Source organism: Corynebacterium bovis DSM 20582 = CIP 54.80 (assembly GCF_030408615.1).
Lineage (GTDB): Bacteria > Actinomycetota > Actinomycetes > Mycobacteriales > Mycobacteriaceae > Corynebacterium > Corynebacterium bovis.
On sequence record NZ_CP047187.1, the window covers coordinates 930654 to 957554 of the forward strand.

Annotated in this window: 23 protein-coding genes; 15 read left to right on the top strand and 8 right to left on the bottom strand. The window is 73.3% G+C overall.

The window, feature by feature from the left end; translation table 11 throughout:
* Positions 1–14 precede the first annotated feature (14 nt).
* The 5 genes from CBOVI_RS03690 to dapC all read left to right on the top strand — a co-directional run bounded on the left by CBOVI_RS03690 (position 15) and on the right by dapC (position 5239).
* A complete protein-coding gene (locus tag CBOVI_RS03690) occupies positions 15–2039 on the top strand; it encodes an ABC transporter family substrate-binding protein (RefSeq protein ID WP_010274572.1) in 2025 nt (674 codons plus the stop codon).
* Entirely contained in the window at positions 2017–3072 is a 1056-nt protein-coding gene (mshB, locus tag CBOVI_RS03695) for an N-acetyl-1-D-myo-inositol-2-amino-2-deoxy-alpha-D-glucopyranoside deacetylase (RefSeq protein ID WP_010274574.1), read from the top strand. Before CBOVI_RS03690 ends, mshB begins: the two co-directional genes overlap by 23 nt.
* A complete protein-coding gene (locus CBOVI_RS03700) occupies positions 3069–3578 on the top strand; it encodes a hypothetical protein (RefSeq protein ID WP_010274577.1) in 510 nt (169 codons plus the stop codon). The genes mshB and CBOVI_RS03700 overlap by 4 nt, the downstream gene beginning before the upstream one ends.
* Positions 3579–3624: 46 nt before the next feature.
* Positions 3625–3948, top strand: coding sequence for a ferredoxin (gene fdxA / locus CBOVI_RS03705; protein WP_010274579.1), 324 nt, complete (start codon positions 3625–3627; stop codon positions 3946–3948).
* Between the two features lie 118 nt (positions 3949–4066).
* Positions 4067–5239 carry a succinyldiaminopimelate transaminase gene (gene dapC / locus CBOVI_RS03710; RefSeq protein WP_010274582.1) on the top strand — a complete coding sequence of 391 codons (1173 nt, stop codon included), beginning with the start codon at positions 4067–4069 and terminating at the stop codon, positions 5237–5239.
* A gap of 72 nt (positions 5240–5311) precedes the next feature.
* Here the strand turns inward: dapC and dapD are convergent, their stop codons facing one another.
* Positions 5312–6313: a 2,3,4,5-tetrahydropyridine-2,6-dicarboxylate N-succinyltransferase gene (gene dapD / locus CBOVI_RS03715; RefSeq protein WP_029158080.1), complete on the bottom strand. Its 1002-nt coding sequence runs from the start codon at positions 6311–6313 to the stop codon at positions 5312–5314.
* Between the two features lie 28 nt (positions 6314–6341).
* Positions 6342–7661: an amino acid permease gene (locus tag CBOVI_RS03720; protein ID WP_010274588.1), complete on the bottom strand. Its 1320-nt coding sequence runs from the start codon at positions 7659–7661 to the stop codon at positions 6342–6344.
* 248 nt (positions 7662–7909) lie between these two features.
* Between CBOVI_RS03720 and dapE the strand changes: the two genes are divergently transcribed.
* The 5 genes from dapE to CBOVI_RS03745 all read left to right on the top strand — a co-directional run bounded on the left by dapE (position 7910) and on the right by CBOVI_RS03745 (position 13378).
* Positions 7910–9157 (top strand): succinyl-diaminopimelate desuccinylase, encoded by a 1248-nt coding sequence (gene dapE / locus CBOVI_RS03725; RefSeq protein WP_010274590.1) that lies wholly within the window; start codon positions 7910–7912, stop codon positions 9155–9157.
* On the top strand, positions 9154–9999 hold the full coding sequence (locus CBOVI_RS03730; RefSeq protein ID WP_010274593.1) for an LOG family protein: 846 nt from the start codon (positions 9154–9156) through the stop codon (positions 9997–9999). The genes dapE and CBOVI_RS03730 overlap by 4 nt, the downstream gene beginning before the upstream one ends.
* Positions 10000–10102: 103 nt before the next feature.
* Complete coding sequence (locus tag CBOVI_RS03735; RefSeq protein WP_010274596.1) at positions 10103–10552, top strand: DivIVA domain-containing protein; 450 nt, start codon at positions 10103–10105, stop codon at positions 10550–10552.
* Positions 10553–10602: 50 nt separating this feature from the next.
* Positions 10603–12393 carry a M17 family metallopeptidase gene (locus CBOVI_RS03740; protein ID WP_125196837.1) on the top strand — a complete coding sequence of 597 codons (1791 nt, stop codon included), beginning with the start codon at positions 10603–10605 and terminating at the stop codon, positions 12391–12393.
* A 103-nt stretch (positions 12394–12496) separates the two neighbouring features.
* On the top strand, positions 12497–13378 hold the full coding sequence (locus CBOVI_RS03745; RefSeq protein WP_010271420.1) for a methyltransferase domain-containing protein: 882 nt from the start codon (positions 12497–12499) through the stop codon (positions 13376–13378).
* Between the two features lie 160 nt (positions 13379–13538).
* On the opposite strand, the gene CBOVI_RS03750 is transcribed toward CBOVI_RS03745, so the two are convergent.
* Both CBOVI_RS03750 and CBOVI_RS03755 read right to left on the bottom strand, forming a co-directional pair.
* Positions 13539–15059: a GH32 C-terminal domain-containing protein gene (locus CBOVI_RS03750; RefSeq protein WP_010267076.1), complete on the bottom strand. Its 1521-nt coding sequence runs from the start codon at positions 15057–15059 to the stop codon at positions 13539–13541.
* Positions 15060–15253: 194 nt separating this feature from the next.
* On the bottom strand, positions 15254–15970 hold the full coding sequence (locus CBOVI_RS03755; protein ID WP_010267079.1) for an O-methyltransferase: 717 nt from the start codon (positions 15968–15970) through the stop codon (positions 15254–15256).
* Positions 15971–16197: 227 nt separating this feature from the next.
* Between CBOVI_RS03755 and sigE the strand changes: the two genes are divergently transcribed.
* The 3 genes from sigE (at position 16198) to tatB (ending at position 18087) form a co-directional block, all read left to right on the top strand.
* Positions 16198–16875 (top strand): RNA polymerase sigma factor SigE, encoded by a 678-nt coding sequence (sigE, locus tag CBOVI_RS03760; RefSeq protein WP_010267081.1) that lies wholly within the window; start codon positions 16198–16200, stop codon positions 16873–16875.
* A gap of 134 nt (positions 16876–17009) precedes the next feature.
* On the top strand, positions 17010–17414 hold the full coding sequence (locus tag CBOVI_RS03765; RefSeq protein ID WP_010267082.1) for an anti-sigma factor: 405 nt from the start codon (positions 17010–17012) through the stop codon (positions 17412–17414).
* A 79-nt stretch (positions 17415–17493) separates the two neighbouring features.
* On the top strand, positions 17494–18087 hold the full coding sequence (tatB, locus tag CBOVI_RS10820) for a Sec-independent protein translocase protein TatB (RefSeq protein ID WP_010267083.1): 594 nt from the start codon (positions 17494–17496) through the stop codon (positions 18085–18087).
* Positions 18088–18226: 139 nt separating this feature from the next.
* On the opposite strand, the gene CBOVI_RS03775 is transcribed toward tatB, so the two are convergent.
* The 3 genes from CBOVI_RS03775 to CBOVI_RS03785 all read right to left on the bottom strand — a co-directional run bounded on the left by CBOVI_RS03775 (position 18227) and on the right by CBOVI_RS03785 (position 21391).
* Positions 18227–19357, bottom strand: a complete 1131-nt coding sequence (locus tag CBOVI_RS03775; RefSeq protein ID WP_029157788.1) for an Mrp/NBP35 family ATP-binding protein — start codon at positions 19355–19357, stop codon at positions 18227–18229.
* Positions 19358–19509: 152 nt separating this feature from the next.
* The gene (locus CBOVI_RS03780) at positions 19510–20076 is read right to left on the bottom strand and encodes a DUF1003 domain-containing protein (protein ID WP_010267087.1); all 567 of its coding nucleotides are present in this window, start codon (positions 20074–20076) and stop codon (positions 19510–19512) included.
* Between the two features lie 49 nt (positions 20077–20125).
* Complete coding sequence (locus tag CBOVI_RS03785) at positions 20126–21391, bottom strand: magnesium transporter MgtE N-terminal domain-containing protein (protein WP_029157789.1); 1266 nt, start codon at positions 21389–21391, stop codon at positions 20126–20128.
* Between the two features lie 353 nt (positions 21392–21744).
* Here CBOVI_RS03785 and CBOVI_RS03790 point away from each other — a divergent pair, with 353 nt between their 5' ends.
* Positions 21745–21981: a hypothetical protein gene (locus CBOVI_RS03790; RefSeq protein ID WP_232625855.1), complete on the top strand. Its 237-nt coding sequence runs from the start codon at positions 21745–21747 to the stop codon at positions 21979–21981.
* Positions 21981–22688: a hypothetical protein gene (locus CBOVI_RS03795; protein WP_010264897.1), complete on the top strand. Its 708-nt coding sequence runs from the start codon at positions 21981–21983 to the stop codon at positions 22686–22688. The genes CBOVI_RS03790 and CBOVI_RS03795 overlap by 1 nt, the downstream gene beginning before the upstream one ends.
* A gap of 258 nt (positions 22689–22946) precedes the next feature.
* On the opposite strand, the gene CBOVI_RS03800 is transcribed toward CBOVI_RS03795, so the two are convergent.
* Entirely contained in the window at positions 22947–26741 is a 3795-nt protein-coding gene (locus CBOVI_RS03800; RefSeq protein WP_010264900.1) for a multifunctional oxoglutarate decarboxylase/oxoglutarate dehydrogenase thiamine pyrophosphate-binding subunit/dihydrolipoyllysine-residue succinyltransferase subunit, read from the bottom strand.
* Positions 26742–26901 lie beyond the last annotated feature (160 nt).

Sequence of the window (26901 nt, forward strand, 5' to 3'; positions counted from 1 at the left end):
AGGAGTCGCCGCCGGTGCGCACGAGGAGGAACCGACGGCGGCTGTGTGCCGCGGTCGTCGCCGCAGGGGTCGTCGTGTCGGGGTGCCAGGCGCACCCGGGCGACGCCCCGACGGTCGACGACCGGCAGCTGGGGGAGCGGGACGGCGGGGAGAACCCGTCGCCCCACGACGCGGCGACGGCTGAGGCCGCGCGCACGGTGACGGTGGGCGTCGACAGCTTCGCCGGGAACCTCAACCCGCACCTCATCGGCGGGGTCTCCCCGGTCACCGCGGAGGTCGCCTCCCTCACCCTCCCGAGCGCGTTCATCCCCCGGCAGGCGACGGGTGCCGGCGGCCCGCAGCCCGTCACCGCCGCGGGGGAGGAGGCGGGGGACGTCGACCGTGTGCTCAACCGCGACCTCCTCACCTCGGCGACGGTCACCGCCGGCGACGCCGCGGCCCCGACGGCCGTGCGCTACGAGATCACCCCGCAGGCGCAGTGGTCCGACGGCACGCCCATCACGGGGTCGGACTTCCAGTACCTCCGCGACATGATGGTGTCGAGCCCGGGGGTGGCGGACCCGTCCGGGTACGAGCGCATCGACAGCGTCGAGGTCAGCGGCGGCGGCCGGACGGTGGACGTCACGTTCCGGGGGCCGTACGCCGGGTGGCACTCGCTGTTCCGGGACCTGCTGCCGAGCCACATCTACCGGTCCGAGGCGAAGGACTTCCAGACGATGATGGACGGGGCCGTCGCCGCCTCGGGTGGCCCGTTCCAGGTGCACTCCGTCGACGCCGGTCGGGGAGTCATCGAGCTCACCCGCAACGACCGGTACTGGGGTTCGACGCCCGCCGCGACGGACAAGCTGGCCCTCACCACGGTCCCCTCCGCGGCGACGGGGGCGCAGATGCTGCGCACCGGCCAGATCCAGATGTACCTCACCCGCCCGGGGCAGACGACCGGGCGGACGCTGGCGCAGGTCCCCGGCGTGCGGACCGGTGAGGTCGACCGGCGGGTCATGCTGGGACTGTTCTTCAACCAGGGCTCGCCGCTCGTCGCCGACCGGGACCGCCGGGCGGCCCTCGCGTCCGTGCTGGACCCCGCCCTCATCGCGCAGATCACGACGGGCCGGGAGGACGTCACCGTGCCGTCCCGGCCGGAGGTGCCGTCCGGGGACCCCGCGGCGGTGACCGCGGAGCCGGGGGCGCAGGGTGCCCCGGCCCGCCCGCTGCGCATCGCGGCGGCGACGGACGACACCTCCGCGGTCATCGCCGCGCGCACGGTCGTCGACGAGTTCACCACCGCGGGGGTCGACGCGACCGTCGTGACGGTCGACCCGGCGGACCTCTACGGCTCGTACCTCCCCGAGGGGGAGGTCGACGCGGTCGTCGCCTGGCAGACGACGGACGACACCGCCCGGGACTACGCCGACCACTACACGTGCGGCCGGTCGGCGCGCGCGGTCACGACGCCGAGCCGGCCCGTCCCGGGGCTGACCGCGGAGACCCCGACGGCGACCTCGACCACGGCGCCGGCGGCACCGGGCGCGACGTCCGGGACCGCCGCGACCACGACCACCGGCCAGGGTGCGGCCCCGTCGTCCGGCACCGCCCGGACCACGACCACGACCACCGGCACGGCCCCGGCCCCGGCGTCCGCCTCGACCACGACCACCGGCGCGCGGGACCCCCGCCGTTCGCCGGCGTCCGCGGTGTCCGCCCGCGCGGCGAACCTCACCGGGATGTGCGACCCGGGGATCGACGCCGCCGTCGACCGGGTGCGGTCCGGGGCGGCCCCGCTGGACTCCGTGCGGGAGGAGCTCGACGCGCGGGTGAGCGCACAGGCCTCCGTCGTCCCCTTCCTGCGGGACCACCAGGTCCTCGCCGTGAGCCGGCAGCTCGAGGGGGCACCCGGGCCGGTCGACGAGTGGCCGACCGACCCCGTCGCCGGGCCGTTCGTCGCGGCGGGGCAGTGGCGGCGCGGCCCGGTCCCGGCCCGCCCGACAGACGAGGACGACCAGCCTGAGGAGGCCCTTCGTGACGGCTTCGACCAGCACTGACGGCGGTGATCTCGCGGGCCTGCGGGTGCTCGCGGTGCACGCCCACCCGGACGACGAGTCCCTGTGGACCGGCACGGCGCTCGCGCAGTGCGCGCGCCGCGGCGCGGAGGTGACCGTCGTGACCTGCACCCTCGGCGAGGAGGGCGAGGTCATCGGCGACCGCTACCGGATGCTCGAGTCCGGGGGGACCGGGATGCTCGGCGGCTACCGGATCGCCGAGCTCCGGGAGGCCCTGCGGGAGCTCGGGGTGAACCGGGACGACTCCGGGCTGCACCGGCCGTTGTTCCTCGGCGGCGCGGGGCGGTGGCGGGACTCCGGCATGGCCGGGACGCCGGCCGCGGACCACCCCCGGGCGTTCGTGCGGTCGGGGGAGGGGGCCGTCGCCGCGCTCGGGGAGATCATCGAGGTCCGACGCCCCCACGTGGTCGTGACGTACGGCCCCGACGGGGGGTACGGCCACCCCGACCACATCCGCGCGCACGAGGTCACGCACGCGGCGGTGGATGCGGCGGTCGCGCGGCGGGACGCTGCGGGGGAGGACGCTGCGGGGGACGACGGCCCGGACCGGCCGTGGGTGCCCGCGCTCATCCTGTGGGCGGTGACGGACCGCACGGACCTGGAGGAGGGCCTCGCCCGGCTCGACGGTCCCCCCGCGGGCTGGCGGATGCCCGACCCCGGCGAGCTCGCGAGCGTGCCGTCCACGGACGTCGACCTGCACATCACGGGCACGGACGCGGACGTCTCCGCGAAGCGCAGGGCCATGGCCGCCCACGCGACGCAGCTGTGGATCGCCGACGGGACCCCGACGGACGTCATCGGCGAGGTCCGCCGGACGTCGCCACCGGGGGAGACGGCGTTCTGCCTGTCCAACCTCGTCGTCCAGCCGCTGCTCCGGACCGAGGCGTACACGGTCGGCGGCCGGGACCCCGGGGATCCGCGCCGCGCTGACGTGCTCGTTGACATGCTACGATTCGGCGCGACGGACGAAAATAGACTATTCTGTCTATCTGTGGAAGGGAGGCGGCGGACATGAGCGACCGGAACGGACCCGCGCACACCCCGGTGACGCCGGACGGTGCCGCGTCGACCGACCCCGGCGACCGGCCGGTGGGACCCCCGGATGAACCCCACTGGGGCGACCCCGACCGCAGCCAGGTCCGCCGCGACACCAGCCGTGGCGAACGGATCGCCGGCATCGGCTGGTTGACCGTCGGCGCGCTGGCCTCCCTCGCCATCGAGGTCGCGTACCTCGGGACGCGGGTCACCGTGGGTGACACCCCGGTGCCGCTGCCGTGGACGATCCTGCTCGCGGCGGTGGCGAACTACGTCCTCGTGACGACGGCCCTGCTGTGGACGCCGCGCAAGGCGGCGGCCGGTGTGCCGCTGACCGTGTGGCTGATCGGGTTCCTCGCGCTGGTCTTCTGGCCGGCGTTGCCGGGGACGGGCGGCGACACGCTCCTCGGAGGGAGCGTGTGGACCCTCGTTCTCATGGTCGCGGGCCTGCTCGGCGGCGGTTTTCCATTGATGCGGATCAAGTGACAAGATACAGATTCGACGACTGCACTACTTCAGAAGGTGATTGGGTATGACATACGTGATCGCACAGCCGTGCGTTGACGTGATGGATCGGGCGTGCGTGGAGGAATGCCCGGTCGACTGCATCTACGAGGGGAAGCGATCCCTCTACATCCACCCGGACGAGTGCGTGGACTGCGGTGCCTGCGAGCCGGTCTGCCCCGTCGAGGCGATCTTCTACGAGGACGACCTGCCCGACGAGTGGGAGGACTACATCGACTTCAACGAGGCGTTCTTCGACGACCTCGGATCCCCCGGCGGCGCGGCGAAGACCGGCCCGCAGGACTTCGACGTCGACGGCATCTCCTCGCTGCCTCCCCAGAACCAGGACTAGAGACCCAGGCCGGGGTCGGGACCGTGCGCGGACCGGGTGACTCCCGGGGACGACGCCGTCCCACCCCGTCCCACCGGCGTGACAGCCCCCGGTGACCCACGATCGAAACGAGAGGCCCATGCCGAACACGTCCCGCCCCGCCCGGCGTCCCGCAGGCTCCCTGCTCCCGGACTTCCCCTGGGACGCGCTCGAGCCGGCCCGGCGCACCGCCCGGTCCCACCCCGGCGGGATGATCGACCTGTCCGTGGGCACGCCGGTCGACCCGGTCGCGCCGGCGATCCAGCTCGCGCTCGCGGAGGCCGGGTCGGCGCCCGGGTACCCGCAGACGAAGGGCACGCCGGAGCTGCGCGCGGCGATCGTCGGGGCGATGGAACGCCGCTTCGGGGTGACGGGCCTGGACCCGGAGACGGGCGTGCTGCCCGTCATCGGGACGAAGGAGGCCATCGCGTGGCTGCCGACCCTGCTCGGGACCGGTGAGGGGCACGACGTCGTGATCCCGGAGCTGGCGTACCCCACCTACGAGGTGGCGGCCCGGCTGGCGGGGGCGGGGGTCGTCCGGTCCGACGCGCCGTGGGACCTCGACCGGGTCCCGTCGCTGGTGTTCATCAACTCCCCGGCGAACCCGCACGGCGCGGTGCTGGGGGTCGGGGAGCTGCGCCGGATCGTCGGGTGGGCGCGGGAGCACGACGTCATCGTCGTCTCCGACGAGTGCTACCTCGGCCTCGGCTGGGAGGAGGCCGTCGACGGGTCGACGGCGACCACCGCGCCCGTCTCGGTCCTCGACCCGCGGGTGTGCGACGGTGACCACCGGCAGCTCCTCGCGGTCCACTCCCTGTCGAAGACGTCGAACCTGGCGTCGTACCGGGCGGGGTTCCTCGCCGGGGACACCGGGCTCATCGCCGAGCTGCTCTCCGTGCGGCGGCACGCCGGTCTCATGGTCCCGGGGCCGATCCAGGCGGCGATGACGACCGCGTTGTCGACGGACGACCAGGAGATCCTGCAGAAGGAGCTGTACCGGTCGCGGCGGCGGGTGCTCGCCGACGCCCTCCACGCGGCGGGGTTCACCGTCGACCGGTCGGAGGCCGGTCTCTACCTGTGGGTGACGGAGGGGGCGCCGTGCCGGGAGACCGTGGACCGCTTCGCCGCGTGGGGGATCCTCGTCGCCCCGGGGGAGTTCTACGGGCCGGCGGGGGCCCGGCACGTGCGGATCGGTCTCACGGGGACGAACGAGGCCGTGCACCTCGCCGCCGAGCGGCTCGCGGCCGTGGCCCGCGCGGCCGACGGGAACTGACCCGGGCCGACGCGGCCTGAGCCGGAGGCACCGGGGGAGCCGGAGGGATCCGGGCCGCCCGGCCGGCCGGGCTCAGTTCGCGTGGAGGGCGTCGTTGAGCTCGACGGACCCGGTCTCCCGGGCGACGGCCTCGACGGCACCGGTCACGGAGTGGCGGCGGTAGAGGATGTTCGACGCCCCGGAGAGGTCGGAGGCCTTGACCGCGGCCCCGTCCTCGACCCCGGCGGCCGCGGCGACCGCGCCCCGGACCGTGACCTTCGTGCCGAAGGTGACGTAGAGCCCCGCCTCGACGACGCAGTCGTCGCCGAGGGAGATGCCGATGCCCGCGTTCGCGCCGAGGAGGCACCGCTCGCCGACGGAGATGACGGCCTTGCCGCCGCCGGACAGCGTGCCCATGATCGACGCGCCGCCCCCGACGTCGGAGCCGTCACCGACGACGACGCCGCCGGAGATCCGCCCCTCGACCATCGACGCACCGAGGGTGCCGGCGTTGAAGTTCACGAAGCCCTCGTGCATGACGGTCGTGCCCTCGGCGAGGTGCGCGCCGAGCCGCACCCGGTCCGCGTCGCCGATGCGCACCCCCGTCGGGAGCACGTAGTCGACCATGCGCGGGAACTTGTCGACGCTGTACACCGTCACCGGCCCCCGGGCCCGCAGCCGGGCGCGCGTCGCGGCGAAACCCTCCACGGCGCACGGCCCGTGGTTCGTCCACACGACGTTCGTCAGCAGGCCGAACTGCCCGTCGAGCGAGCAGCCGTGGGGCCGGATGAGGCGGGAGGAGATGAGGTGCAGCCGGAGGTAGACGTCGTGCGCGTCGACCGGTGCGGCGTCGAGGTCGGCGATGACGGTGCGCACCGCGACGCACGTCACGCCGCGGGCCTCGTCCTCCCCGAGCAGTGCGGTGAGGGACGGGTCGAGGTCCGCGGCGGGGTCGGTCTCCGCGGCGGAGGACCCGAGTCGCGTGGTCCCGGTGTCGCCCGGGGCCTCGGCGAGGGTGGGGGACGGGTACCACGTGTCCAGCACGGTCCCGTCGGTGGTGATCGTCGCGATTCCGGTTCCGGTAGCTCCAGTCATGGTGACAGAGTCTACCCAGGTCCCGTCGTCACTCGCCCCGGGTGGCGGCCGTCCGGTCGCGACGACGGCCGATGAGGTGCCCCACCGCCGCGAGGACGGCGAACACCACGACGACGGTGACGACCTGGTCCCGGGCGGTGGCGTCGAACAGCATGAGGACGGCGAGGGCGACGAGCGCGGCGACCGTGACCCACGGCAGCACCGGGTAACCCCACATCCGCACCGTGAGGCTGCCCTCGGCCTCGAGCCGCGGCCGGAGCCGGATCTCGCTGAGGGCGATCATGAGCCAGATGGCCAGCAGCGACCCGCCGACGGCGTTGAAGAGGATGACGATGAGGTTCTCCGGCCCCCAGACCTGCAGCGCGACCGAGAGGAAGGCGAAGACGAGGGAGCAGACGACCGCGATGTACGGCACGCCCGCCCGGGACACCCGGCGGAATGCGCGGGGGGCGTCCCCGGACCCGGCGAAGGAGAAGACCAGCCGGGAGGTCGCGTAGATCTGGGCGTTGCACGCCGACAGGAGGGCGACGACGATGACCACCTCCATGATCGTCGTCACCCCGGGGATGCCCGCCATGGCGAGGACCCGCGTGAACGGCGAGTCCCCGGCGCCCTGCGCCTCCCCGAGGGAGGACAGGGGCAGCAAGGCGGTGATGATGAACACCGCGCCGAGGTAGAACACGAGGATGCGCCAGATCACCGCGGAGACGGCGCGGGCGATCGACGAGCCCGGGTCCTCGGACTCCGCGGCGGCGATGGTGATGATCTCGATGCCGCCGAACGCGAACGCCACCGCGAGCAGACCGGCGGCGACACCGGACATCCCGCTCGGGGCGAACGGGGAGAAGTTCGACAGGCCCACCGCGCTGTGGCCCGGCAGCCAGCCGAGGATGAGCAGGACGCCGATGACGAGGAAGACGACGATGACCGCGACCTTGATGAACGCGAACCAGTACTCGAACTCGCCGAAGCCGCGGACCGCCGCGAGGTTGACCACGGAGAAGAACACGACGCACACGAGGCCCGGGATCCACCCCGGGACGTCGAACCACCGGCCCATGAACGCGCCCGCACCCGTGATCTCCGCCCCCATGACCATGACGAGCATGAACCAGTACAACCAGCCGAGGGCGAACCCGGCCCAGTGCCCGAACGCCTGGCGCCCGTAGGCGGCGAACGTCCCGGAGTCCGGGCGGGCCGCGGCCAGCTCACCGAGCATCTGCATGACGAAGACGACGATGACGCCGGCGACGATGTAGGACACGAGGACGGCGGGACCCGCCGCCCGGATGCCGACCCCGGTGCCGAGGAACAGTCCGGCGCCGATGGCGGACCCGAGGCCCATCATCGTGAGGTGGCGGCTCTTCAGGCCTTTTCCGAGGGCGCCGTCGGCACCGGCGGTCGGGCCCGGGGTGCCCCCGGGGGATGTGGTCGGGTGGGCGGTGCCGGCCGGGCCCGGTGGCTGCAGGCGGGGCGCGGAATCATCGGTGGGCGAACTCATGGTTGGATTCAAGCACAGGTGCGGCCCCGGACGGGACCCGTTCACCACTCCACCCACCCCGCAGCGAGGGGGACCCGACGTTAGGATGGGCCGGGATGGACAACGCCAGCCGACCCCCGACCCAGCCGCCCGCCCCGACCACGACCGGGGCCAGCCCCGGGACCCGCCCCGGGACCCCCACGGCGGCCCCCGCCCTCGACCTCACCGCCTCCCCGGTCGCGCTCACGCGGGCGCTCGTCGACATCCCCAGCGAGTCCCACCACGAGGCGGCGATCGCCGACGCCGTCGAGACCGCGCTCCGCGGCGTCGCCGACCGGCAGGCCGCCGACCACCCGGACCTGCCCGCCGTGACCGTCGACCGGCACGGCAACACGGTCGTGGCCCGCACCCACCGCGGTCTCGGCCGGCGGGTGATCCTCGCCGGGCACATCGACACCGTGCCGGCGGCGGACAACCTGCCGTCCCGGTCGGCCCCCGGCGCGGACGGCACCGAGGCCGTCCACGGTCTCGGGTCAGTGGACATGAAGTCCGGAGACGCCGTGTTCCTCCACGCCTTCGCCACGCTCGCCGCGTCGCCCGACCTCACCGCCGACCTCACCCTCATCCAGTACGAGGGGGAGGAGGTCGCCACCCGGTTCAACGGCCTCCAGCACCTCGCGGACGACCGCCCCGACCTGCTGGAGGGGGACGTCGCGATCCTCGGCGAGCCCTCCGGCGCCGTCATCGAGGCCGGCTGCCAGGGCACCGTCCGGGTGAAGGTCACCGCCCACGGCCGGCGGGCCCACTCGGCCCGGGCCTGGCTCGGGGAGAACGCGGTCCACGCCCTGGGCCCGGTCATCTCGCGGGTCGCCGCGGACGAGCCCCGGCAGGTCGACATCGACGGCTGCGGGTACCGGGAGGGGCTCAACGTCGTCGTCGCCCACGCCGGGGTGGCGACGAACACGATCCCCGACGAGGCGTGGATGTTCGTCAACTTCCGCTTCGCCCCGGACCGGTCCGTCGAGCAGGCCCTCGACCACGTGTGGGAGGTGCTCGGGGTGGGCACGCCGGAGGCCCCCGCCGACGGCTTCTCCCTCGAGGTCGACGACGCCGCGCCGGGCGCACTGCCCGGGCTCGACCGCCCGGCGGCCCGGGCGCTCGTCGAGGCCACGGGCGGGCGGGTCCGGGCGAAGTTCGGCTGGACGGACGTGGCCCGGTTCGCCGGGCTGGGGATGCCGGCCGTGAACTTCGGGCCCGGCGACCCCGGGCTGTGTCACACCCCGGAGGAGCACTGCCCCGTCCACATGATCGAGACCGTCAGCGACCAGATCCTGCGCTACCTCACCACACCGGAGGCCTCATGACCACGTCCGACCCGCACCGTTCCATCAGCTTCCGCGGACCCGTCGTCCTCCGCGGACCCGACCGTCGGGAATCCACCACCGACCAGCGGTTGCTGGACGACCAGGTGAACTCCGACTGGCTCCACACCGACCCGTGGCGGGTGCTGCGGATCCAGTCCGAGTTCGTCGACGGGTTCGGGGCGCTCGCGGAGCTGCCGAAGGCGGTGACCGTCTTCGGGTCCGCCCGCGTCCCGGAGGACCACCCCTACTACCGCCAGGGGGTGGAACTGGGACGACGGATCCACGAGGCGGGCTACGCCGTCATCACCGGCGGCGGGCCGGGGCTGATGGAGGCCCCGAACCGCGGGTGCCAGGAGGCCGGGGGACTGTCCGTGGGCCTCGGCATCGAGCTGCCACACGAGCAGCGGCTCAACGACTGGGTCGGCCTCGGCCTGAACTTCCGGTACTTCTTCGTCCGCAAGACGATGTTCCTCAAGTACTCGCAGGCGTTCATCTGCCTGCCCGGGGGCTTCGGGACGCTCGACGAGCTGTTCGAGGCGTTGGTCATGGTCCAGACGGGGAAGATCTCCCGGTTCCCCATCGTGCTCATCGGCACGGAGTTCTGGGGCGGGCTCGTCGACTGGATCCGCACCCGGCTCATCGAGGACGGGATGATCTCGGCGGAGGACCCGGACCTGCTCGTCGTCACCGACTCCGTCGAGGAGGCGGTGGAGCACTGCGCCCGCGCCCACGCCGGGCGGGTGGAGGAGCTGGAGCGCCGCCGTCTCGCCCTCGCCGCGGAGCTCGAGGACGTCGAGGGGCGGCTGAAGGCGGCGTCGGACGGGGACGACGCCGAGGGGTGACGTCGGGGGACGACCGCAGCCGGGACGGGTCGCCGCCGAGGGGTGACGTCGGGGGATGACCGCAGCCGGGACGGGTCGCCGCCGGCCGGGTAGGGTGACCCACATGTACTGGCTGATGTCGTTGTTCGGAGCGCTCGCCGTGGGGTGCGTGCTCGTCTACCTCGTGGGCACCGTGACCGGCCGTCAGGAGACGCTGCCGGACCTCACCACCGGCCCTGACGCCGAGGAGCACTGGCGGGAGCTCACCCGCACCCCCGTCACCGCGGAGTCGGTCCGGGGCGCCCGGTTCTCGCTCGCCTTCCGCGGGTACCGCGCCGCGGAGGTCGACGCCCTGCTCGAGCGCGTCGCGGCCACACTCGCCGAGCGCGAGCCCGCCGCGACCGGCGCAGAGACCGGCGCAGCGACCGGTGCAGCGACCGGCGCAGCGACCGGCGGCGCGGGCGGTGCAGCAGCCGACGGAACGGATGACTCCACGGACGGGCCCGCCCGGTCCGCCGCGGTGCCCGCCTCCGGCGTCGACGACCCCGCCCCGTCCCCGGGCGTGAGACCGTGAGCCCCCGCCGTCGTCCCCGCGACACCGGGGCACCCACCGTCGACGTTCCGGTGCCCCGCCCCGTCCCCACGGTCACCGCCGGTGCCCCGCGGTCGGGGCCCGAGGTCGTCGCGGCGCGCATCGTCACCACCCCACCCGGGCCCACGGCCGCCGTCGGCGTCGTCCGGGCCCCGGGGGAGGGAACCGGTGCCGGGGACGACGGCGCATCCGGCGGCGCGACGACGGCACCGGGGCGGGCCACCGGCCGCGTGACGCTCGCCGCCGACGGTGTGTGGGAGGTCTCCGTCCACCCCGACGCCACCGCCACGGACACCGCCGTAGGCACCGCCACGGACACCGCCGCAGGCACCGCCGTGGACACCGCGTGGCGGACCGCGGGCGCGGACCTCGTGCGTCGGCTGTCCGACCTCGTGTCCCACCACCCCGTCCGGGCGAAACGGCACCTCGTCCAGGTCGAGGTGCCCGCCGACGCGCCCCTCGGGGGGATCCGCCGGTTCGTCGTCGGTCTCACCGTCGGCGGTCACGGCGCGGCCGTCGGGACGCGGGCGACGGCCCCGGCCGTGCGGGACGTCCACCTGGACACCTCGCGGACCCGGCTCGCGGACGCGGACGTCGCCGCCGCTGTCGCGGACGGTCAGGTCACGGGCTCGGCGACGGCGCTGGCCCGGGACATCGTCAACGCGCCGACGGCGACGGCCTCCCCGGCGTGGGTCGCCGGCGTCGCCCGCGACCGGGCGGCCGGCATCCCGGGGGTGAAGGTCAAGGTCCGGGACGCCGACTGGATGTGCCGGAAGGGACTCACCGGGGTTCTCGCCGCCGCCGCGGGGACCTCACGGCCGCCGGTCCTCCTCGAGATGGTGTGGGACCCGGAGAAGGCCGCCGCGTCGGCGGCGTCCTCCGGTGACGACGGTGACCCCGCGTCCCCGGGCGACGGGGCGGGCACGATCGGCTCGCTGGGCCGCGACCGGGCGACCGTCGTGCTCGTCGGTGAGGGGGTCACCGCCGGTGGGGCGGGGTCCGTGCCCGCCGGTGCGGCGCCGTGGGCGGGGGAGGAGGCCCGACGCTGCGCCGTCGCCGGTGCCGCCGCGGTCATCGCCGCGGTCGACGCCCTCGCCCGCCTCGGTGCGCGCCGGAAGGTCGTCGCCCTCGTCCCGCTGGTCGACCTCACCGCCGTCCCGGCGGGCGCGGTGCCCGGTGCCGCCGACATGCCCGTCGTCACCGGGTCGGACACCGGTGGGGCGACCGCCGGGGCGTCCGCCGGCGGGGGCGTGGCAGCCCCGCCCGGTTCGACCGGCGTGACGGTGTGCGGGGGTGCCGTCGGCCCCGTCGACGGGGACCCGGTGCGCGTGTACGGCGGGACCGTCGTCGACACCGCCGGGTGCGCCGCCGCCGGCGCGGCGGGACGTGCGCGGCTGCTCCTCGCCGACGCCGTCGGCTACGGCGTGCACAAGTACCGCCCGAGCCGCGTCGTGACCGTCGGGTGCCTCAGCCCGGACACGGTCGTGGCGCTCGGTGACCGCACCGGCGCGGTCGTCACCCGGTCGCGGGGGCAGGCGCAGCGCGTGACCCGCCGGGCCGCCCGGGCCGGGGAACGGTGGTGGCCGCTGCCGGTGCCGACGTACCTCGACGCCGCGACCGCGTCCCCGACAGCGGACGTGAGCCTGTGCCCGGAGGGCCCGGGGGTCCTCGTCGCGGCCGCCGTCCTGCGCCGGTTCGCCGGGGACACCCCGGCCGTGCACCTCGATCTCGGGGGTGCGGCGGCGTCCCGGGAGTGCCGGGAGGACACCGACCCCCTCGGCACGGGGTTCGGCGCGCGCTCTCTTGTAGAGTGGCTACGGTAATAAAATGTCCGTCCGTCCCGGCAGGTGCGGCCCACGGGTCCGTGGGCCGCGGGTGGGGGACCACCAGCCGCCGGCCACCCCTGAAGTGTGAGGTTCCTTCACCGTGCTCTCCGACGTCATTGACCTCCTGGCCGACCCGGTCGACGGAACGCCGCTGCATGCCGGAGACGACGGCTGGCGCACGGTGGTCTCCGGGAGCGGCCACAGCTACGACGTCGCCCGGCAGGGGTACGTCACCCTCGCCGGCGGGTCCGGGCTGCGGTACTCCGGGGACGACGCCTCGATGATCGAGGCGCGCGAGACGTTCCTGTCCGGCGGGCACTTCGCCCCCTTCGTCGAGGCGGTCAGCCACAACGTCGCGGACGTCCTCGACGACGCCGGGGTCGGTGACGACGCCGCGCCGGCGATCGTCGAGATCGGCGCCGGGACCGGCTACTACCTCTCCCACACCCTGGACACGGTCCGTGGTGCGCGGGGGGTGGGGATCGACGTCTCCGTCCCCGCGGCGAAGCGCCTCGCCTCATGCCACCCGCGGGTCGGTGCGGTCGTCGCCGACGCGTGGTCGCGGCTGCCGCTCCGCGACTCCTGCGTCGACGCCGTGACGGTCATCTTCGCGCCGCGCAACGCCGCGGAGTTCGCCCGCATCCTCACGGAGAAGGGGCAGGTCGTCGTCCTCACCGCGGACGCCGGGCACCTCGCGGAGCTGCGGGAGCCGCTGGGGATCATCGACGTGGAGAAGGGCAAGGTCGAGCGCATGGTCGCGCAGGCGTCCGGGCACCTCGTCCCGGTGGGGGAGCCGGAGAACGTGGAGTTCACGATGATGCTCGACCAGGCGTCGATCGCCGCGCAGATCGGCATGAGCCCGTCCGCGCGGCACATCCACCCGCAGGTCCTGTCGGAGCGCATCGCGGACCTGCCCGAGCAGATGGAGGTCACGGCCCGCGCGGTCGTCACGCGGCTCGGCCGCGACCCGCGGCTGGGCTGACAGGTCCGCCCCCGGGGGGGGGGGGGAGGGGAGGGGCCGTTGCTGAACCGGCCGTCCGCGCCCGCACCCGGGGGTGCGGCTGGGCCGACACGTCGCCCCGGGGGGCCGCGGCGGAACCGGCCGTCCGCACCTGCGCCCGGGGGCGCGGCGCGACGGGGGACTAGTCGGAGTCGGTGCCGGCCGCGACGGCGTCCGCGTCGTCCCGGTCCGACATCGCCTCGAGGTCGCCGTACGCGAGGGCGGACTCGCGGATGAGGCGTTCCTGCTCCTCCGGGGAGTCCAGCCCCGCGGTCTGCCGCTGGAGCTTCTGCCCGAGCGAGACGAGGGAGGAGGTCACCGTCGCGTCCCCGGTCACCGTGACGTCGAAGTGGTCGAACGGGGACCCGGTCTGCAGCGCGGAGGTGAGCGTCGCGGCCCCTCCGTCGGCGAAGACCTCGAGGACCGGGCCGTCGACGAACACGGTGAGCGTGTCGGAGTCGCTGTCGATGAGGGTGACCGTGCGCTCGTCACCGCCGCGGCTGACGGTGACGTGGTCGCCGTCGTGCCGCACCTCCGCGTACACCGACCCCTCGGCGTCGACGAGGGAGACGGTGACCACACCGGGGCCGGCCTCCAGCTGACCGGTCCACACGGCCGCCCGGTCGGAGAAGGACGTCACGGCCTTCGGGACACCGGCGATGTCCTGGAAGATGTGCCCGTTGACGAGGCTGAGGTACCGGGGCGAGGACAGGCAGTTCGCCCACACGCTCCCGGTCGCCGGGTGGGCCCCGACGAGGCCGATGATCATCGGCTCCGGGCCCTGGACGAGACGGGGGCGGGTGAAGTCGTGGCCGTGGTCGATGACGGTGTACGGCGTCGTCACCTCGAACCCGGTCCCCCGGAGGTGCCCGACGAGGTACCCGGCGACCTCCTCCGACTCCCCCTCGACGCCGGGGTACGTGATGAGCAGGACGTCGTGGCGCACGCCCGTCGCGGCGTCGTCGAGCTTGACGATCCGCGGCGCGTACGGGCGACCGGGGCGCACCCCGGCCTCCTCCGGGAGCTCCAGCGGGCCGAGGACCGTCCAGTGCTGCCGGTCGGACGAGCCGAGGATGACCGCCTCGGCGTCGGTGTCCCCGCGGAGGCTGAGGGCGACCATGCGCCAGCCGTCCTCGTGGTGGATGACCGACGGGGTGACCAGGGCCTCCACCGGGTAGGCGGAGTCGTCGACGTCGATCGGGCCGAGCCGGCGGACGTGCTCGTCGACCTGGGTGGCGTCGTCCGAGACGTTCTCGCACAGGGAGCTCAGGCTCTCCACCCGGGCCCGCTGGAGGGTGAACGTGCGGCGACCCCGGTGGCTGTGCGGGACGCGGTTCCCGGCGACGTCCGCGGCGGTGGCCCCGTCGGCCGGCGCGGTGGTGACGAAGAAGAACTCCGCGGCGTCCTCGCCCGGCTCGGGGACGACCGTCGACCCGGCGAGGACGTCGACCTCCCCGTCCTCCGGGGCGATGACGTCGTCACAGATGTCCCAGTCGAAGGGGATGCGGGACGCCACCTGGTGGGCCCACCGGGCTCCCTGGGTGGGCTTGGGGCGGAACTGGTGGAAGACGTGGACCAGCCCGTCGAGGGCGAGCGCCCCGGCGGGTGCCTCGAGGACTCCGAGCTCAGCGGTGACGTGCAGTTCAGGTCGGTATCTGTTCATTCCTGGTTCATCCGGGTGGGGGTCGGGGGTGCACGGGCCGGGGCTCCCGGGGCGACGGCACGTGGGCCGGGGCCGGGGCGGACGACGGTCCGCTGGTACGCCCACCCCTGTATACCAGCGTCGCCGGCGGGGGCGGCGGGGTCCCGGAGAGGGTGAGGGTGGGTCCCCGGGGGTGGCCGGGGGACGCGGTGGCGTCAGGCCTTCGTCACGAGGGTCGTCCCCGCGCCGAGGGGCAGGCGGCTGACGGTGATCCGGGGGGAGCGGTCCCACGACGTGAGCAGGTCGTCGGCCTCCCGGGCCGCGGCGACGTGCCGGTCCCGGGGGGCGTCGTCCCCGACGAGCCCGTCGGCGAGGGAGTCGAGCAGCACGAGCGTGCCGCCGGGGCGCAGGGCCGGGAGCGTGGCCTCCACCGTCGCCGAGAGGTGCTCCTCGGCGGACTCCGAGACGATGATGTCGTAGGCGTCGGACGCGAGGCGGGACACGACGTCCAGCGGGGCCGACGGCAGGAAGCGGAAGGACGTCGGCCGCAGGCCCGCCGCGCCGAAGGCCTCCCGGGCGAGACGCTGGTGGTCGACCTCGGGGTCGATGCACGTCACGTGGCCGCGCGGGCCGAGGCCGGCGAAGAGGTGGAGACCGATGACACCGCAGGCCGGGGACATGACGACGGCCGACGGCTGCGGGGCGTCGTCCGCGCGGCCGCGGCCACCCGCGACCTGCCCGGCGACCTGGGCGGCGAGGAAGGTCAGGAACTCACCGGTCATCCCGTCCGGGGTGACCAGGCCGTACTCGGCGGCCGCGTCCCGCGCGCCGTCCATCGCGTCGCCGGTCGCGGTCGACGCCGCGGCGGTGGCGGCCGTGGAGTTGACGTAGGAACGGACGGCGTCCAGGGCGGAGACTGACTGGGTTTTCACGAGGTGAACCATAGGGACCGGAGCGGTGGTCGCGGTGGAGGGGGACCGGCATGTCCGCGAACTCCTCCCGAAACAGAAAGGGGAGTGGTCAGAGTGGACTGACGGGACTCGTGGGGTCACGGTCCGCGGGGGTCGGGGCGGCACCGCACCCGACGGGGGGGAGGCTCACAGTGAACTGTCAGCCGCGGACGAGGCGATCCGAACCCGGACAGGGAATGATGGGGACCATGAGTGTGGTCGATGGCGTCAACGAGCCCGGCGTGGCCGGGGCACCCGCGGCAGCCGGCGGGACCGGCCCGACCGCGGTGACCGGGGCCTCCCGGGGCACCGGCGGGGCCGGTGGGGTCGGTGGGACCGACGCCTTCGACCGCGGTGACGGGGAGATGCCGTCCTGGGGGGAGCTCGTCGCCGAACACGCCGAGAGCGTCTACCGCCTCGCCTACCGGCTGAGCGGCAACCGGCACGACGCCGAGGACCTCACGCAGGAGACGTTCATGCGGGTCTTCCGTTCGCTGAAGACCTACCGGCCCGGCACGTTCTCCGGCTGGCTCCACCGCATCACCACGAACCTCTTCCTCGACATGGTCCGGCACCGGGCGACGGTCCGCATGGAGGCGCTGCCGGAGGACTACGACCGGGTCGAGGGCACCGAGCCGACCCCGGAGCGGATGTTCGAGCTGTCGACCCTCGACCCGGCGCTGAGCCGGGCCCTCGACGCGCTGAGCCCCGACTTCCGCGTCGCCGTCATCCTCTGCGACGGGCTCGACATGAGCTACGACGACATCGCCGACACCCTCGGCCTCAAGCTGGGCACCGTCCGCTCGCGCATCCACCGGGCGCGTGCCCAGCTCCGCCAGAGTCTCGAGCGGACGAGCGGCGACCTCACGTACGTCGGAACCGAATGACCCCGCCGCCCGTTGACAGGGCGGAAGGACACCGCGCCCCCACCCCCGAACCCGGGCGTGGGGGTGACGGGCGTCGGCACGGCGACCGTGCCGCAGGGCGACGACGGGACCGACGGTCCCGGGAAGGAGTGGGCATGACGGGACCGGACGGGTTCTCCTCCGTCGAGCACCTCAGCGCGGCCGCGGTCACGGCGCTCGTCGACAACGAGCTGTCGGCCCGCGCCGAGCACCGGGCGAAGGTGCACCTCGTCCACTGCGACGAGTGCTGGGATGAGGTGCGGCGGCAGCGTCAGGCCGCCGAGGCGCTCCGCCACGCGGACCCGGACGTCGACGTCCCCGGCCCGCTCCTCGAGCGCCTGTCGCGGATCCCGGTGGACTGCTGCTCGGGGGAGGACGACGCCACCGGCCCGCGGCCCGGCGTGCGCACGGACCCGGTCCGGGTCGACGGGTGCCGTCGCCCCGCGACCATCGCCGCCCGGGTGGATATGATGATCAGGAGACTGCAACGGCGGACACCGCCCCGGGGAACCGCCGGGTGACCGTCGCCGCGACCGACCGCCGTGGTGTCCTCCGTGACGTCGACGACGGACTCACGACAGCACCAGGGAAGGAAGCGGGATGTTCAGCAACGTCGGAGGGCTCGAGATCGCGGTCATCGTCGTCGTCGCCCTCGTCGTCATCGGCCCGGAGCGGCTCCCGAAACTGATCCGTGAGGTCCGCGCGGTCGTCCTCGCGGCCCGCAACGCGATCAACGACGCGAAGGAGCAGCTCGGCGGCGACTTCGGGGAGGACTTCGAGGAGCTGCGCAAGCCGCTCGCGGACCTGAACTCCATCCGTCGCATGGGGGCCCGGGGGATCATCACGAAGACCCTGCTCGACGGCGACGACACCCTCCTCACCTCGTTCGACGACTCGGTGAAGGGCATCCGTTCCGACGTCGACGGCGTCGTCGGGACCGTCCGGGGCGGGACACCGAAGCCCGGGATCGGTGGGGGACCGGTCCAGGTCGGGGGGACGACGCCGGGCTCCGCCGGAGCATCGGTCGCCCGCCCGGTGACCGGCGGGACGGGTGGTGACGGTGCGGCCCCGGACGTGACCGGGACCGCCGCGACCGGGCGGACCGGGGCGGCGCCGACCGGGCAGGTCGAGGTCCCCCAGCAGGCCGAGGCCGGGGCCTCCCGGACGTGGACGGACTTCGACGACGCCACGTAGTCCCCGTCGCTGCCCCCCCGCACCGGGTGCGCGCCGCCCCACGTTGCACCCTCTACCCGGTGCAATCCGCACCCGGTGAACCCTCTACCCGGTGCACCCCGCCCCGCGCTGCGGATCCCGCCCCCGCGGCGGTGCGGGGCTACTTCCGCGTGACGCCGAGCGACAGCGACCGGCCGGCGAGGGAGGTCCGCCGCATCTGGATCGTGTCCGCGAGCCCGCCGAACGCGATCCCGGCCTCGGAGTCCGGCTCCGAGATCGCGATGGGGTTGCCCAGGTCCCCGCCGATGCGCAGGTTCGGGTCGAGCGGGATCTGGCCCATGAGCGGGACCTTCGCCCCGGAGATCGCGCTGAGCCGGTCGGCGACGACCTGGCCGCCGCCGGAACCGAAGACCTCCATGCGCGTCCCGTCCGGCATCGTCATCCAGCTCATGTTCTCGATGACACCGCCGATCCGCTGGCGGGTCTGCTGCGCGATCGACCCCGCGCGCTCCGCGACCTCCGCCGCCGCCGACTGCGGCGTCGTCACGATGAGCAGCTCGGCGTTCGGGACGAGCTGCGCCACCGAGATCGCCACGTCACCCGTGCCCGGCGGCAGGTCGAGCAGGAGGATGTCCAGGTCCCCCCAGAACACGTCGGACAGGAACTGCTGGATCGCCCGGTGGAGCATCGGGCCACGCCACACGACCGGCGAGTTGCCGTCGAGGAAGTGCCCGATGGAGATGATCTTCACACCGTGGGCCTGCGGCGGGATGATCATCTCGTCGACCTGGTGGGGGCGGTCCGTCGACCCCATCATGTGGGGGACGGAGTGACCGTAGATGTCGGCGTCGACGACGCCGACGCTCAGCCCCCGCCGCGCGAGGGCCGTCGCGAGGTTGACCGTCACCGAGGACTTCCCGACGCCGCCCTTGCCCGAGGCGACGGCGTACACGCGGGTCGTCGAGTCCGGCTGGGCGAACGGGATGACCGGGTCCGCCGCGTTGCCGCGGACCTTCATCCGCACCTCACGGCGCTGCTCGTCGTTCATGACGTCGGTCGTGACGGTCACCTCGCCGACCCCGTCGACACTCTCGGCCGCGGCCTTCGTCCGCCCGGTGAGGGTGCTCTTCATCGGGCAGCCCGCGATCGTGAGGTAGATCTCGACGTGGACGTCCGACCCGTCGATGTCGATGGATTTGACCATCCCGAGTTCGGTGATGGGCTTGTTCAGCTCAGGATCCTCTACGCGGGAGAGCGCGCTGCGGACAGCGGATTCAGTGACTGTAGACATCGCCTGTCATGCTACGCCGGGACCGTGACGCCGCCAAAGGCCCCCGGACAGCGGCAGGGGAGGCCGGGCCGGCGGCCGGCACGGGGACGGCGGTCCGGACCGGGGGCGTCCCGCGGCGCCGCGGGTGGGGGAGGGTCGGCGGGCGCCGCGCGTCAGACGCCGGAGGGGTGCGTCGACCCCGGTGACGGGGGATCGTCGCGCTCGTCCTGGCGGCCACCGTCGTGCCGCTGGTCCTCGAGCTTGTCCTCGATGCGGCGCAGCAGGTCACCGAGCTCGTCGAGCTCCCGGCGCAGGTAGTCGCGGGTGACCGTCTCACCGACGGCGATGCGCACCCCGGCGAGCTCCCGGGCGAGGAACTCCGTGTCGGCCTTCGTCTGCGCGGCCCGACGCCGGTCCTCGTTGAGGGCCACCCGGTCGCGGTCGTCCTGACGGTTCTGCGCGAGGAGGATGAGCGGGGCGGCGTACGCGGCCTGCGTCGAGAAGGCGAGGTTGAGGAGGATGAACGGGTAGGGGTCCCAGTTCCACGCCATCCCGCCGACGTTGAGGGCCACCCACACGATGACGATGACCGTCTGCCACATGAGGTACTGGCCCGTCCCGAGGAACCGGGCGATCTTCTCCGCCCAGACGCCGATGACGTCGGCGTCCGCGGAGAACAGGCGACGCCGGCGTGCCAGGGACGGGGTGTCCAGTTCGGTCCGGTTGTACTTGTCCGGCATGGTTCCTCCTCAGTGAGCCGCGGGTTCAGGTGTCGGTCGTCGGGTCGGCCTAGCCGACCTCGCGTCTCCAGTCGTGGTCCCTCCAGCCGTCGGGGAGGATGTGGTCGAGCAGGTCGTCCACCGCCACCGCCCCGAGGAGGTGCGAACCCTCGTCGAGCACCGGGCCGACGACGAGGTTGTACGTCGCGAAGTACCGGGCCGCCGTCTCGTGGCTGTCCTCGACGGACAGGGCGGGCAGCTCGAGGTCGAGGATCCCGCCGATGAGGCTCGACGGCGGCTCCCGCAGCAGCTTCTGGAGGTGCACGCAGCCCAGGTAGGTGCCGGTCGGGGTGGCCTGGGGCGGCCGGACGACGAAGATCATCGAGCTCAACGACATCGGGACCTCCGGGTTCCGGCAGTGGGCCAGCGCCTCGGCGACGGTCGTCTGCGGGGTGAGGATGATCGGCTCCGGGGTCATGAGCGCACCGACCGTGTCCGGGCTGAAGCTCATGAGGCGGCGCACCGGCTCGGACTCCTCCGGGTCCATGAGCTCCAGCAGGACGTCCGCCTTGTCCTCGGACAGTTCGCCGAGGAGGTCGGCGGCGTCGTCCGGGTCCATCTCCTCGAGGACCGTCGCGGCACGTTCGATGTTCAGCGCGCTGAGGACCGCACCCTGCTGGTCCTCCGGCATCTCGGCGAGGACGTCGGCGAGGCGTTCGTCGTCGAGCTCCGCGGCGATGGAGTGGCGGCGCTCCGGGGGCAGCTCGAGCAGCTTCTGGGCGACGTCGGCGTTGCGCATCTCGCTGAACTCCGCGATGAGCTCGGCGTCCGGGTTCGCCGGGCCGGCCCCCGACGCCGACAGGCCCTGGACCGTCGACAGCGGCAGGACCGTGATGTCCCCCCGACGGCCCAGCCGGCCGCGCACCGTCACCGCCACCCGGCTGACGACCCAGTCGCGGGACCGGGACCGCTCGAGCTCGACGTCGACGATCTCCACCGCCCGGCCCTGCAGGGCCTCGTGCTCCGGGTCGTCCGTGTGCACCTTCGCCCCGACGAGATCGTCCATCACCGACACCTCGCCCGCGCGGGACTGGAAGGGACGCAGGTTCACCGAACTGGAGACCATCGTCACCTCCGACGGCTCGATCGTCGCGATCCGCAGCATCGGCAGGAAGATCTTGCGCTTGTTCACGAGCTCCACCACGAGCCCCAGCGCCTGGGACCGGGTGGAGCGGATGCTGACGACGACATCGCGGACACGGCCGACGGACTCCCCGTCCGGACCAAGGAGGACCATGCCGGCGAGACGACCCGCGAACACACGTGTGGCACTCATGGCCGACACACTACGTGACGCCGTGGCCAGGCACACAGCCGGCGGTGCAGCCCGGGGGAGGGGCCGGGGAGCGGGTGCGGGACCGGCCCGGGGAGGTGGCGGGGAGCGGGTGCGGGCGGGGCCGGGGAGGTGGCGGGGAGCGGGTGCGGGCGGGGCCGGGGAGGTGGCGGGAAGACGGTGGGGCGGGGCCGGGTGCGGCCCGGGTGCGGCCCGGGACCGGCCGGGGTCGGGGGACGACGGGGACCGCCCCGCGCTGGTGACGGCGCGTGTCCCGGGCCCTCCGGTGGGTTGCGGGCACGGGAGGTAGTCTGGTTGGCGATCGGGGGCCGTCACGTTCGTGACACACGGGCCCCATGACAACCGAGAGACGGGAGCGGGCAGACCACATGAGCCGACTCATCGCCGGCGGCCTCGTCGGCCTCGCCGTCGCCCTCGCCGCCGTGGGCAGCGGCCTGTGGTTCGTTCACGCCGTCGGGGCCGTCATCGCCGTGGCCGGGGTGCTGCTGGCGCGCCGCCCCGGCGGGCATCCGGCGTGGGCCCTCGTCCCGTGGATCACGTTCGTCATCGTCTTCATGGTGGCGTGGTACTGATGGCGGCGGGGACGGCAGCGGCCGCCGGGTCGGCGGGGACGGTGGGACCGGCGGGACCGGTCGGGACGGGACGCCCGGGACAGGGCGGACCGCTGCGGCGGATCGGACGGGCCCTCCGCGTCGCCACCGTCGCGGTGGTGTGCGTCGGCACCGTCGGCGTCGCCGCGTGCGGGGCCTACACCCCGGGCCCGGGCCCCCGCCCCACCGACCGGCCCGAGGTCGTCACCATCGGCGTCGACGGGTCCACGGTGCAGAAACGCCTCGCGGAGACCTACACCCGGGAGCTCGCGGTCAACGACCGGGAGGCCACGACCGTCGCCGTGCCGTCGTCCATGCGCGTCGACGCCGTCCGGGACGGCAAGGTCGACCTCGTCATCGGGTGCGTGGGGGAGCTGCTCGACGTGCTCAACCCGGACAAGGGCCGGCAACTGCGCGTGATGTACCGGGAGGACGGCGGCGAGGACACCGACGAGTGGCGCGACATCACCCACAGCACCATGCTCTCGGCGCTGCCGTCGGACCTCGACGCCTCCGACCCGGGCATCGCCGTCGGGTGCGACGACCCGACCCTGCCGCAGAACATCGTCGCCGTCTACCGGCGCGGCGTCATCGACCGGGACGACCGGCAGGCCCTCAACTGGGCCGCCGGGGGGACGACGTCGGAGGACCTCGGCGTCACGGAGACACCGACCGCGCCGCGGCGCTGACGCACCTGGCGCACCCGGCGCACCTGACGTCCCGGTCCGCGCGGCCCGGGCCCGGTGACGGACCTGACTCCTCTGCCCACGGGGCTGCCCCGCGCCCTCCCGGGCGGCCCCGGGCCCGGTGACGACCTGACTCCTCTGTCCACGGGGCCCTGACCAGGGTCCGGGCCCCGATACGACGGTGACCCGCCCTCCCGACGGTGCGGGGGACGGGTCACGCGGTCAGGCGCGGCGGGATGACCGCCGGGTGGGGCGTTCGGGTCAGGCGAACGCGTCCTCGATCAGCTGCTTCTCCTCGAGCTGGTGGACCTTCGCCACACCCGTGGCGGTGGAGGTCTGCGCCCGGCGGGAGATGCGCTTCATCGTGAAGCCCGGGATGAGCTCCGGCAGGTTGAGCGCCAGGAACGGCCACGGGCCCTGGTTCGCCGGCTCGTCCTGCACCCAGCGGAACTCCGCCTCCGGGTACCGCTCGGTGATGTCCTTGATCCGGTTGTGCGGGATCGGGTAGAGCATCTCGATGCGCACGATGGCGACGTCGTCACGACCGTCCGCCTGCCGCTTCTTCTCGAGGTCCCAGTAGATCTTGCCCGAGCACAGCAGGACCGTGGAGATGTCCTTCCGCGGGGAGTCGCCGGCGGAGTCGAAGCGCGGGTCGTCGAGAACAGACCGGAACTTCTTGACGTCGGTGAACTCCTCGATGGAGGACGTGGCGGCCTTGTTGCGCAGCATCGACTTCGGCGTGAAGACGACGAGCGGGCGCTTGAGGCTGCCGAGCACGTGCCGGCGCAGCAGGTGGAAGTAGTTCGCCGGCGTGGACGGCTGCGCCACCGTCATCGAGCCCTCCGCGCAGAGCTGGAGGAACCGCTCGATCCGGGCGGAGGAGTGGTCCGGGCCCTGGCCCTCGTAGCCGTGGGGCACCAGGAGGACGACGCTGGAGATCTGGCCCCACTTCGCCTCACCCGAGCTCACGTACTCGTCGATGATCGTCTGCGCGCCGTTGGCGAAGTCACCGAACTGGGCCTCCCACGCGACGAGCGCATCCGGGTTACCGACCGAGTAGCCGTACTCGAAGCCCATGCCCGCGTACTCCGTGAGCGCCGAGTTGTAGGCCCGGAAGCTGCCGCCCCGGCCCGAGTCCTCGGCGAGCGCCTGGAGCGGGTTGTAGTGGTTGCTCATCTCGCTGTCGTAGAGCACCGCGTGGCGCTGCGTGAACGTGCCGCGCAGGCTGTCCTCGCCGGAGAGACGGACGAGGGTGCCGCCGTCGACGAGGGAACCGAAGGCGAGCAGCTCGCCGAAGCCCCAGTCGATGTTCCCCGACCGGCTCATCTCGAGACGACGCTTGATGACCGGCTTCACACGCTGGTGGGCGTTGAAGCCCTCCGGCAGGTTCGAGAAGTAGTCGCCGATGCGGGCGATCTCCTCCTTCGTGACGGACGTGTCGAGACCGTGGGAGAGCTCCTGGGAGCCGGCGATACCGGTCTGCTTCGCCGGGGTCGCCCCCTTCTCCGCCTGGCGGACCTCGTTGAAGACCGTCTCAAGCTGGTCGTGGAAGTCGCGGGCGACGCGCTCGGCGTCCTCCTCCGACAGGTCACCACGGCCGATGAGGGTGTCCGTGTACAGTGCGCGGACCGTCGGGCGGTCGTGGATGATGTCGTACATCTGCGGCTGGGTCATCGACGGGTCGTCGGCCTCGTTGTGGCCGCGGCGGCGGTAGCACACGAGGTCGATGAAGACGTCCTTGCCGAAGCGGCGGCGGTAGTCCACCGCGAGCTTCGCGACCCACACCACGGCCTCCGGGTCGTCGCCGTTGACGTGGAACACCGGGCAGTCGAAGCCCTTGGCCAGGTCGGTGGCGTAGAAGGTGGAGCGGCCCGCGTCCGGGGTGGTCGTGAAGCCGATCTGGTTGTTCACGACGATGTGGACGGTGCCGCCGACACCGTAGCCGCGCAGCTTGAAGAGGTTGATCGTCTCCTGGACGATGCCGAGGCCGGCGAACGCGGCGTCACCGTGGAGGAGCAGCGGCATGACCGGGTGGTCGCCCTCGGCCGGGGCGAGGAGATCCTCGTGCGCCCGGGCGAGGCCCTCCATGACCGGGTTGACGGCCTCGAGGTGCGACGGGTTCGCGGTGAGGGTGACGTCGATCTCGTTGTCACCGAACATCTGCATGTAGTGGCCCTTGGAGCCGAGGTGGTACTTCACGTCACCCGAGCCGCCGGCGGCGGGCTCCATGTTGCCCTCGAACTCCGTGAAGATCTGGGCGTAGGGCTTGCCGACGATGTTCGCGAGGACGTTGAGGCGCCCACGGTGCGGCATGCCGATGACGACCTCGTCGTGGCCGAGGGTCGCGGCCTCGTCGATCGCGGCGTCCATCATCGGGATGAGCGACTCCGCACCCTCGAGGGAGAACCGCTTCTGGCCGACGTACTTGGTCTGGAGGAAGTTCTCGAACGCCTCGGCGGAGTTCAGCTTCTGCAGCAGGTACTTCTGCTCCGGGCCGCTGAGACGCGGCTGACCGGCCTCGATGCGGTCCTGGAGCCACAGGCGCTCCTCCTTGTCGAGGATGTGCGTGTACTCGCTGCCGACCTTGAGCGTGTAGGCCCGGCGCAGGGTCGCGAGGACCTCACGGAGGGTCATGGTCTCCCGGCCGGCGAACCCGCCGACGTGGAAGTGCCGGTCGAAGTCCCACAGGGTCAGCCCGTGGCTCTCGATGTTGAGGTCGGAGTGGTCTGGGATGGGCAGGCCCGGCTGCGTCCACTGCAGCGGGTCGGTGTCCGCGACGAGGTGCCCGCGGGAGCGGTAGGCCTCGATGAGCTGCATGACGCGGGTGGACTTCTCCACGCCGATGTTCGGCAGGTCCTGGCTCCACCGGACGGGGGCGTAGGGGATCTTCATGGTGATGAAGATCTCGTCCCAGAAGGCGTCGTTGATGAGCAGCCGGCTCATGGTCCGCAGGAACTCGCCGGACTCCGCGCCCTGGATGATGCGGTGGTCGTAGGTGGAGGTGATGGTGACGAGCTTGCCGATGCCCATCTCGCCGAGCCGGTCCTCCGACGCGCCGGCGAACTCCGCCGGGTAGTCCATCGACCCGACGCCGATGATCGTGCCCTGGCCCTCGGTGAGCCGCGGCACGGAGTGCCGGGTGCCGATGCCGCCCGGGTTCGTGAGGGAGATCGTGACCCCGGAGAAGTCCTCCATGGTCAGCTTGCCCTCGCGGGCGCGGTGCACGATGTCCTCGTAGTGGTCGACGAACTCGTCGAACGTGAGGGACTCGCACTCCCGGATCGCCGCGACGACGAGGCTCCGCGAGCCGTTCTTCGCCGTCATGTCGATCGCGAGGCCGAGGTTCACGTGCTCGGGGGTGACGAGCGTGGGCTTGCCGTCGACGACCGCGTAGCTGTTGTTCATGTCCGGGTGGGCCAGCACGGCCTTGACCAGCGCCCACCCGATGATGTGGGTGAAGCTGATCTTCCCGCCGCCACGGGAGGTGAGCTGCTCGTTGATCATCGAGCGGTTCTCGAACATGAGCTTGGCGGGCATGTCCCGGACCGACGTGGCCGTCGGGATGGACAGGGACTGGTCCATGTTCTTCACGACAGCGCGGGCGGCACCCTTGATGGTCTTCTCGCCGGGCTCGGGGCGCTCGACGGGGTGCTTCGGCTCAGGCGGGGCGACCCGCTGGGGGATGGGCTGCGCGGACCGGCCGTGGTTCGACGGCTCCTGCGCGGCGGCGCGGCCGCCGGGCCCGGGGGTCACGGCGGGCTTGCCGGGACGGGTGGAGTCGGCGGCCGCGGCGGCGTTCATGCCGCGGGTCTCGATCCCGTGCCCCTCGGAGCCACGCCGGGGCGTGGTCCCCCCGGTCGCGGCGGTCGTCGTGGATCCCGTGGCGTCGTCTGTGCCGGCACCGGAGGTGCCTCCGGCGGCGCTGGTCGCGGTCTGCGGCTCGTCCTTCTCGAAGAGGGTCCGCCACTCCGGGTCAACGGAGCTCGGATCCTCCTTGTACTGCTGGTACATCTGGTCAACCAGCCACTCGTTCTGGCCGAAATTCGCGCTGCTCACAGCAGGTCCTCGCCTCTTTTCATACTGTCGTTCTTCTCGGGTCACCACCCTACTACAAACCGGCCGTCCGGCGGCCGGTCGGGGTGCGGGCGGCGACGCCCTAAACCGCCCGGTAAAAGCGTGTTTTCGTGACGAGTGAAGCCCTGGACCGGCGGTGTTC

Coding starts and splice junctions, on each gene's coding strand:
- tatB (WP_010267083.1), top strand. CDS start 17,494: ATGTTCAGCAACGTCGGAGGGCTCGAGATCGCGGTCATCGTCGTCGTC.
- CBOVI_RS03735 (WP_010274596.1), top strand. CDS start 10,103: ATGTACTGGCTGATGTCGTTGTTCGGAGCGCTCGCCGTGGGGTGCGTG.
- CBOVI_RS03720 (WP_010274588.1), bottom strand. CDS start 7,661: ATGATGGGCCTCGGGTCCGCCATCGGCGCCGGACTGTTCCTCGGCACC.
- dapE (WP_010274590.1), top strand. CDS start 7,910: ATGGACAACGCCAGCCGACCCCCGACCCAGCCGCCCGCCCCGACCACG.
- CBOVI_RS03795 (WP_010264897.1), top strand. CDS start 21,981: ATGGCGGCGGGGACGGCAGCGGCCGCCGGGTCGGCGGGGACGGTGGGA.
- dapC (WP_010274582.1), top strand. CDS start 4,067: ATGCCGAACACGTCCCGCCCCGCCCGGCGTCCCGCAGGCTCCCTGCTC.
- sigE (WP_010267081.1), top strand. CDS start 16,198: ATGAGTGTGGTCGATGGCGTCAACGAGCCCGGCGTGGCCGGGGCACCC.
- fdxA (WP_010274579.1), top strand. CDS start 3,625: ATGACATACGTGATCGCACAGCCGTGCGTTGACGTGATGGATCGGGCG.
- CBOVI_RS03785 (WP_029157789.1), bottom strand. CDS start 21,391: ATGAGTGCCACACGTGTGTTCGCGGGTCGTCTCGCCGGCATGGTCCTC.
- CBOVI_RS03765 (WP_010267082.1), top strand. CDS start 17,010: ATGACGGGACCGGACGGGTTCTCCTCCGTCGAGCACCTCAGCGCGGCC.
- CBOVI_RS03775 (WP_029157788.1), bottom strand. CDS start 19,357: ATGTCTACAGTCACTGAATCCGCTGTCCGCAGCGCGCTCTCCCGCGTA.
- dapD (WP_029158080.1), bottom strand. CDS start 6,313: ATGACTGGAGCTACCGGAACCGGAATCGCGACGATCACCACCGACGGG.
- CBOVI_RS03700 (WP_010274577.1), top strand. CDS start 3,069: ATGAGCGACCGGAACGGACCCGCGCACACCCCGGTGACGCCGGACGGT.
- CBOVI_RS03730 (WP_010274593.1), top strand. CDS start 9,154: ATGACCACGTCCGACCCGCACCGTTCCATCAGCTTCCGCGGACCCGTC.
- CBOVI_RS03790 (WP_232625855.1), top strand. CDS start 21,745: ATGACAACCGAGAGACGGGAGCGGGCAGACCACATGAGCCGACTCATC.
- CBOVI_RS03750 (WP_010267076.1), bottom strand. CDS start 15,059: ATGAACAGATACCGACCTGAACTGCACGTCACCGCTGAGCTCGGAGTC.
- CBOVI_RS03780 (WP_010267087.1), bottom strand. CDS start 20,076: ATGCCGGACAAGTACAACCGGACCGAACTGGACACCCCGTCCCTGGCA.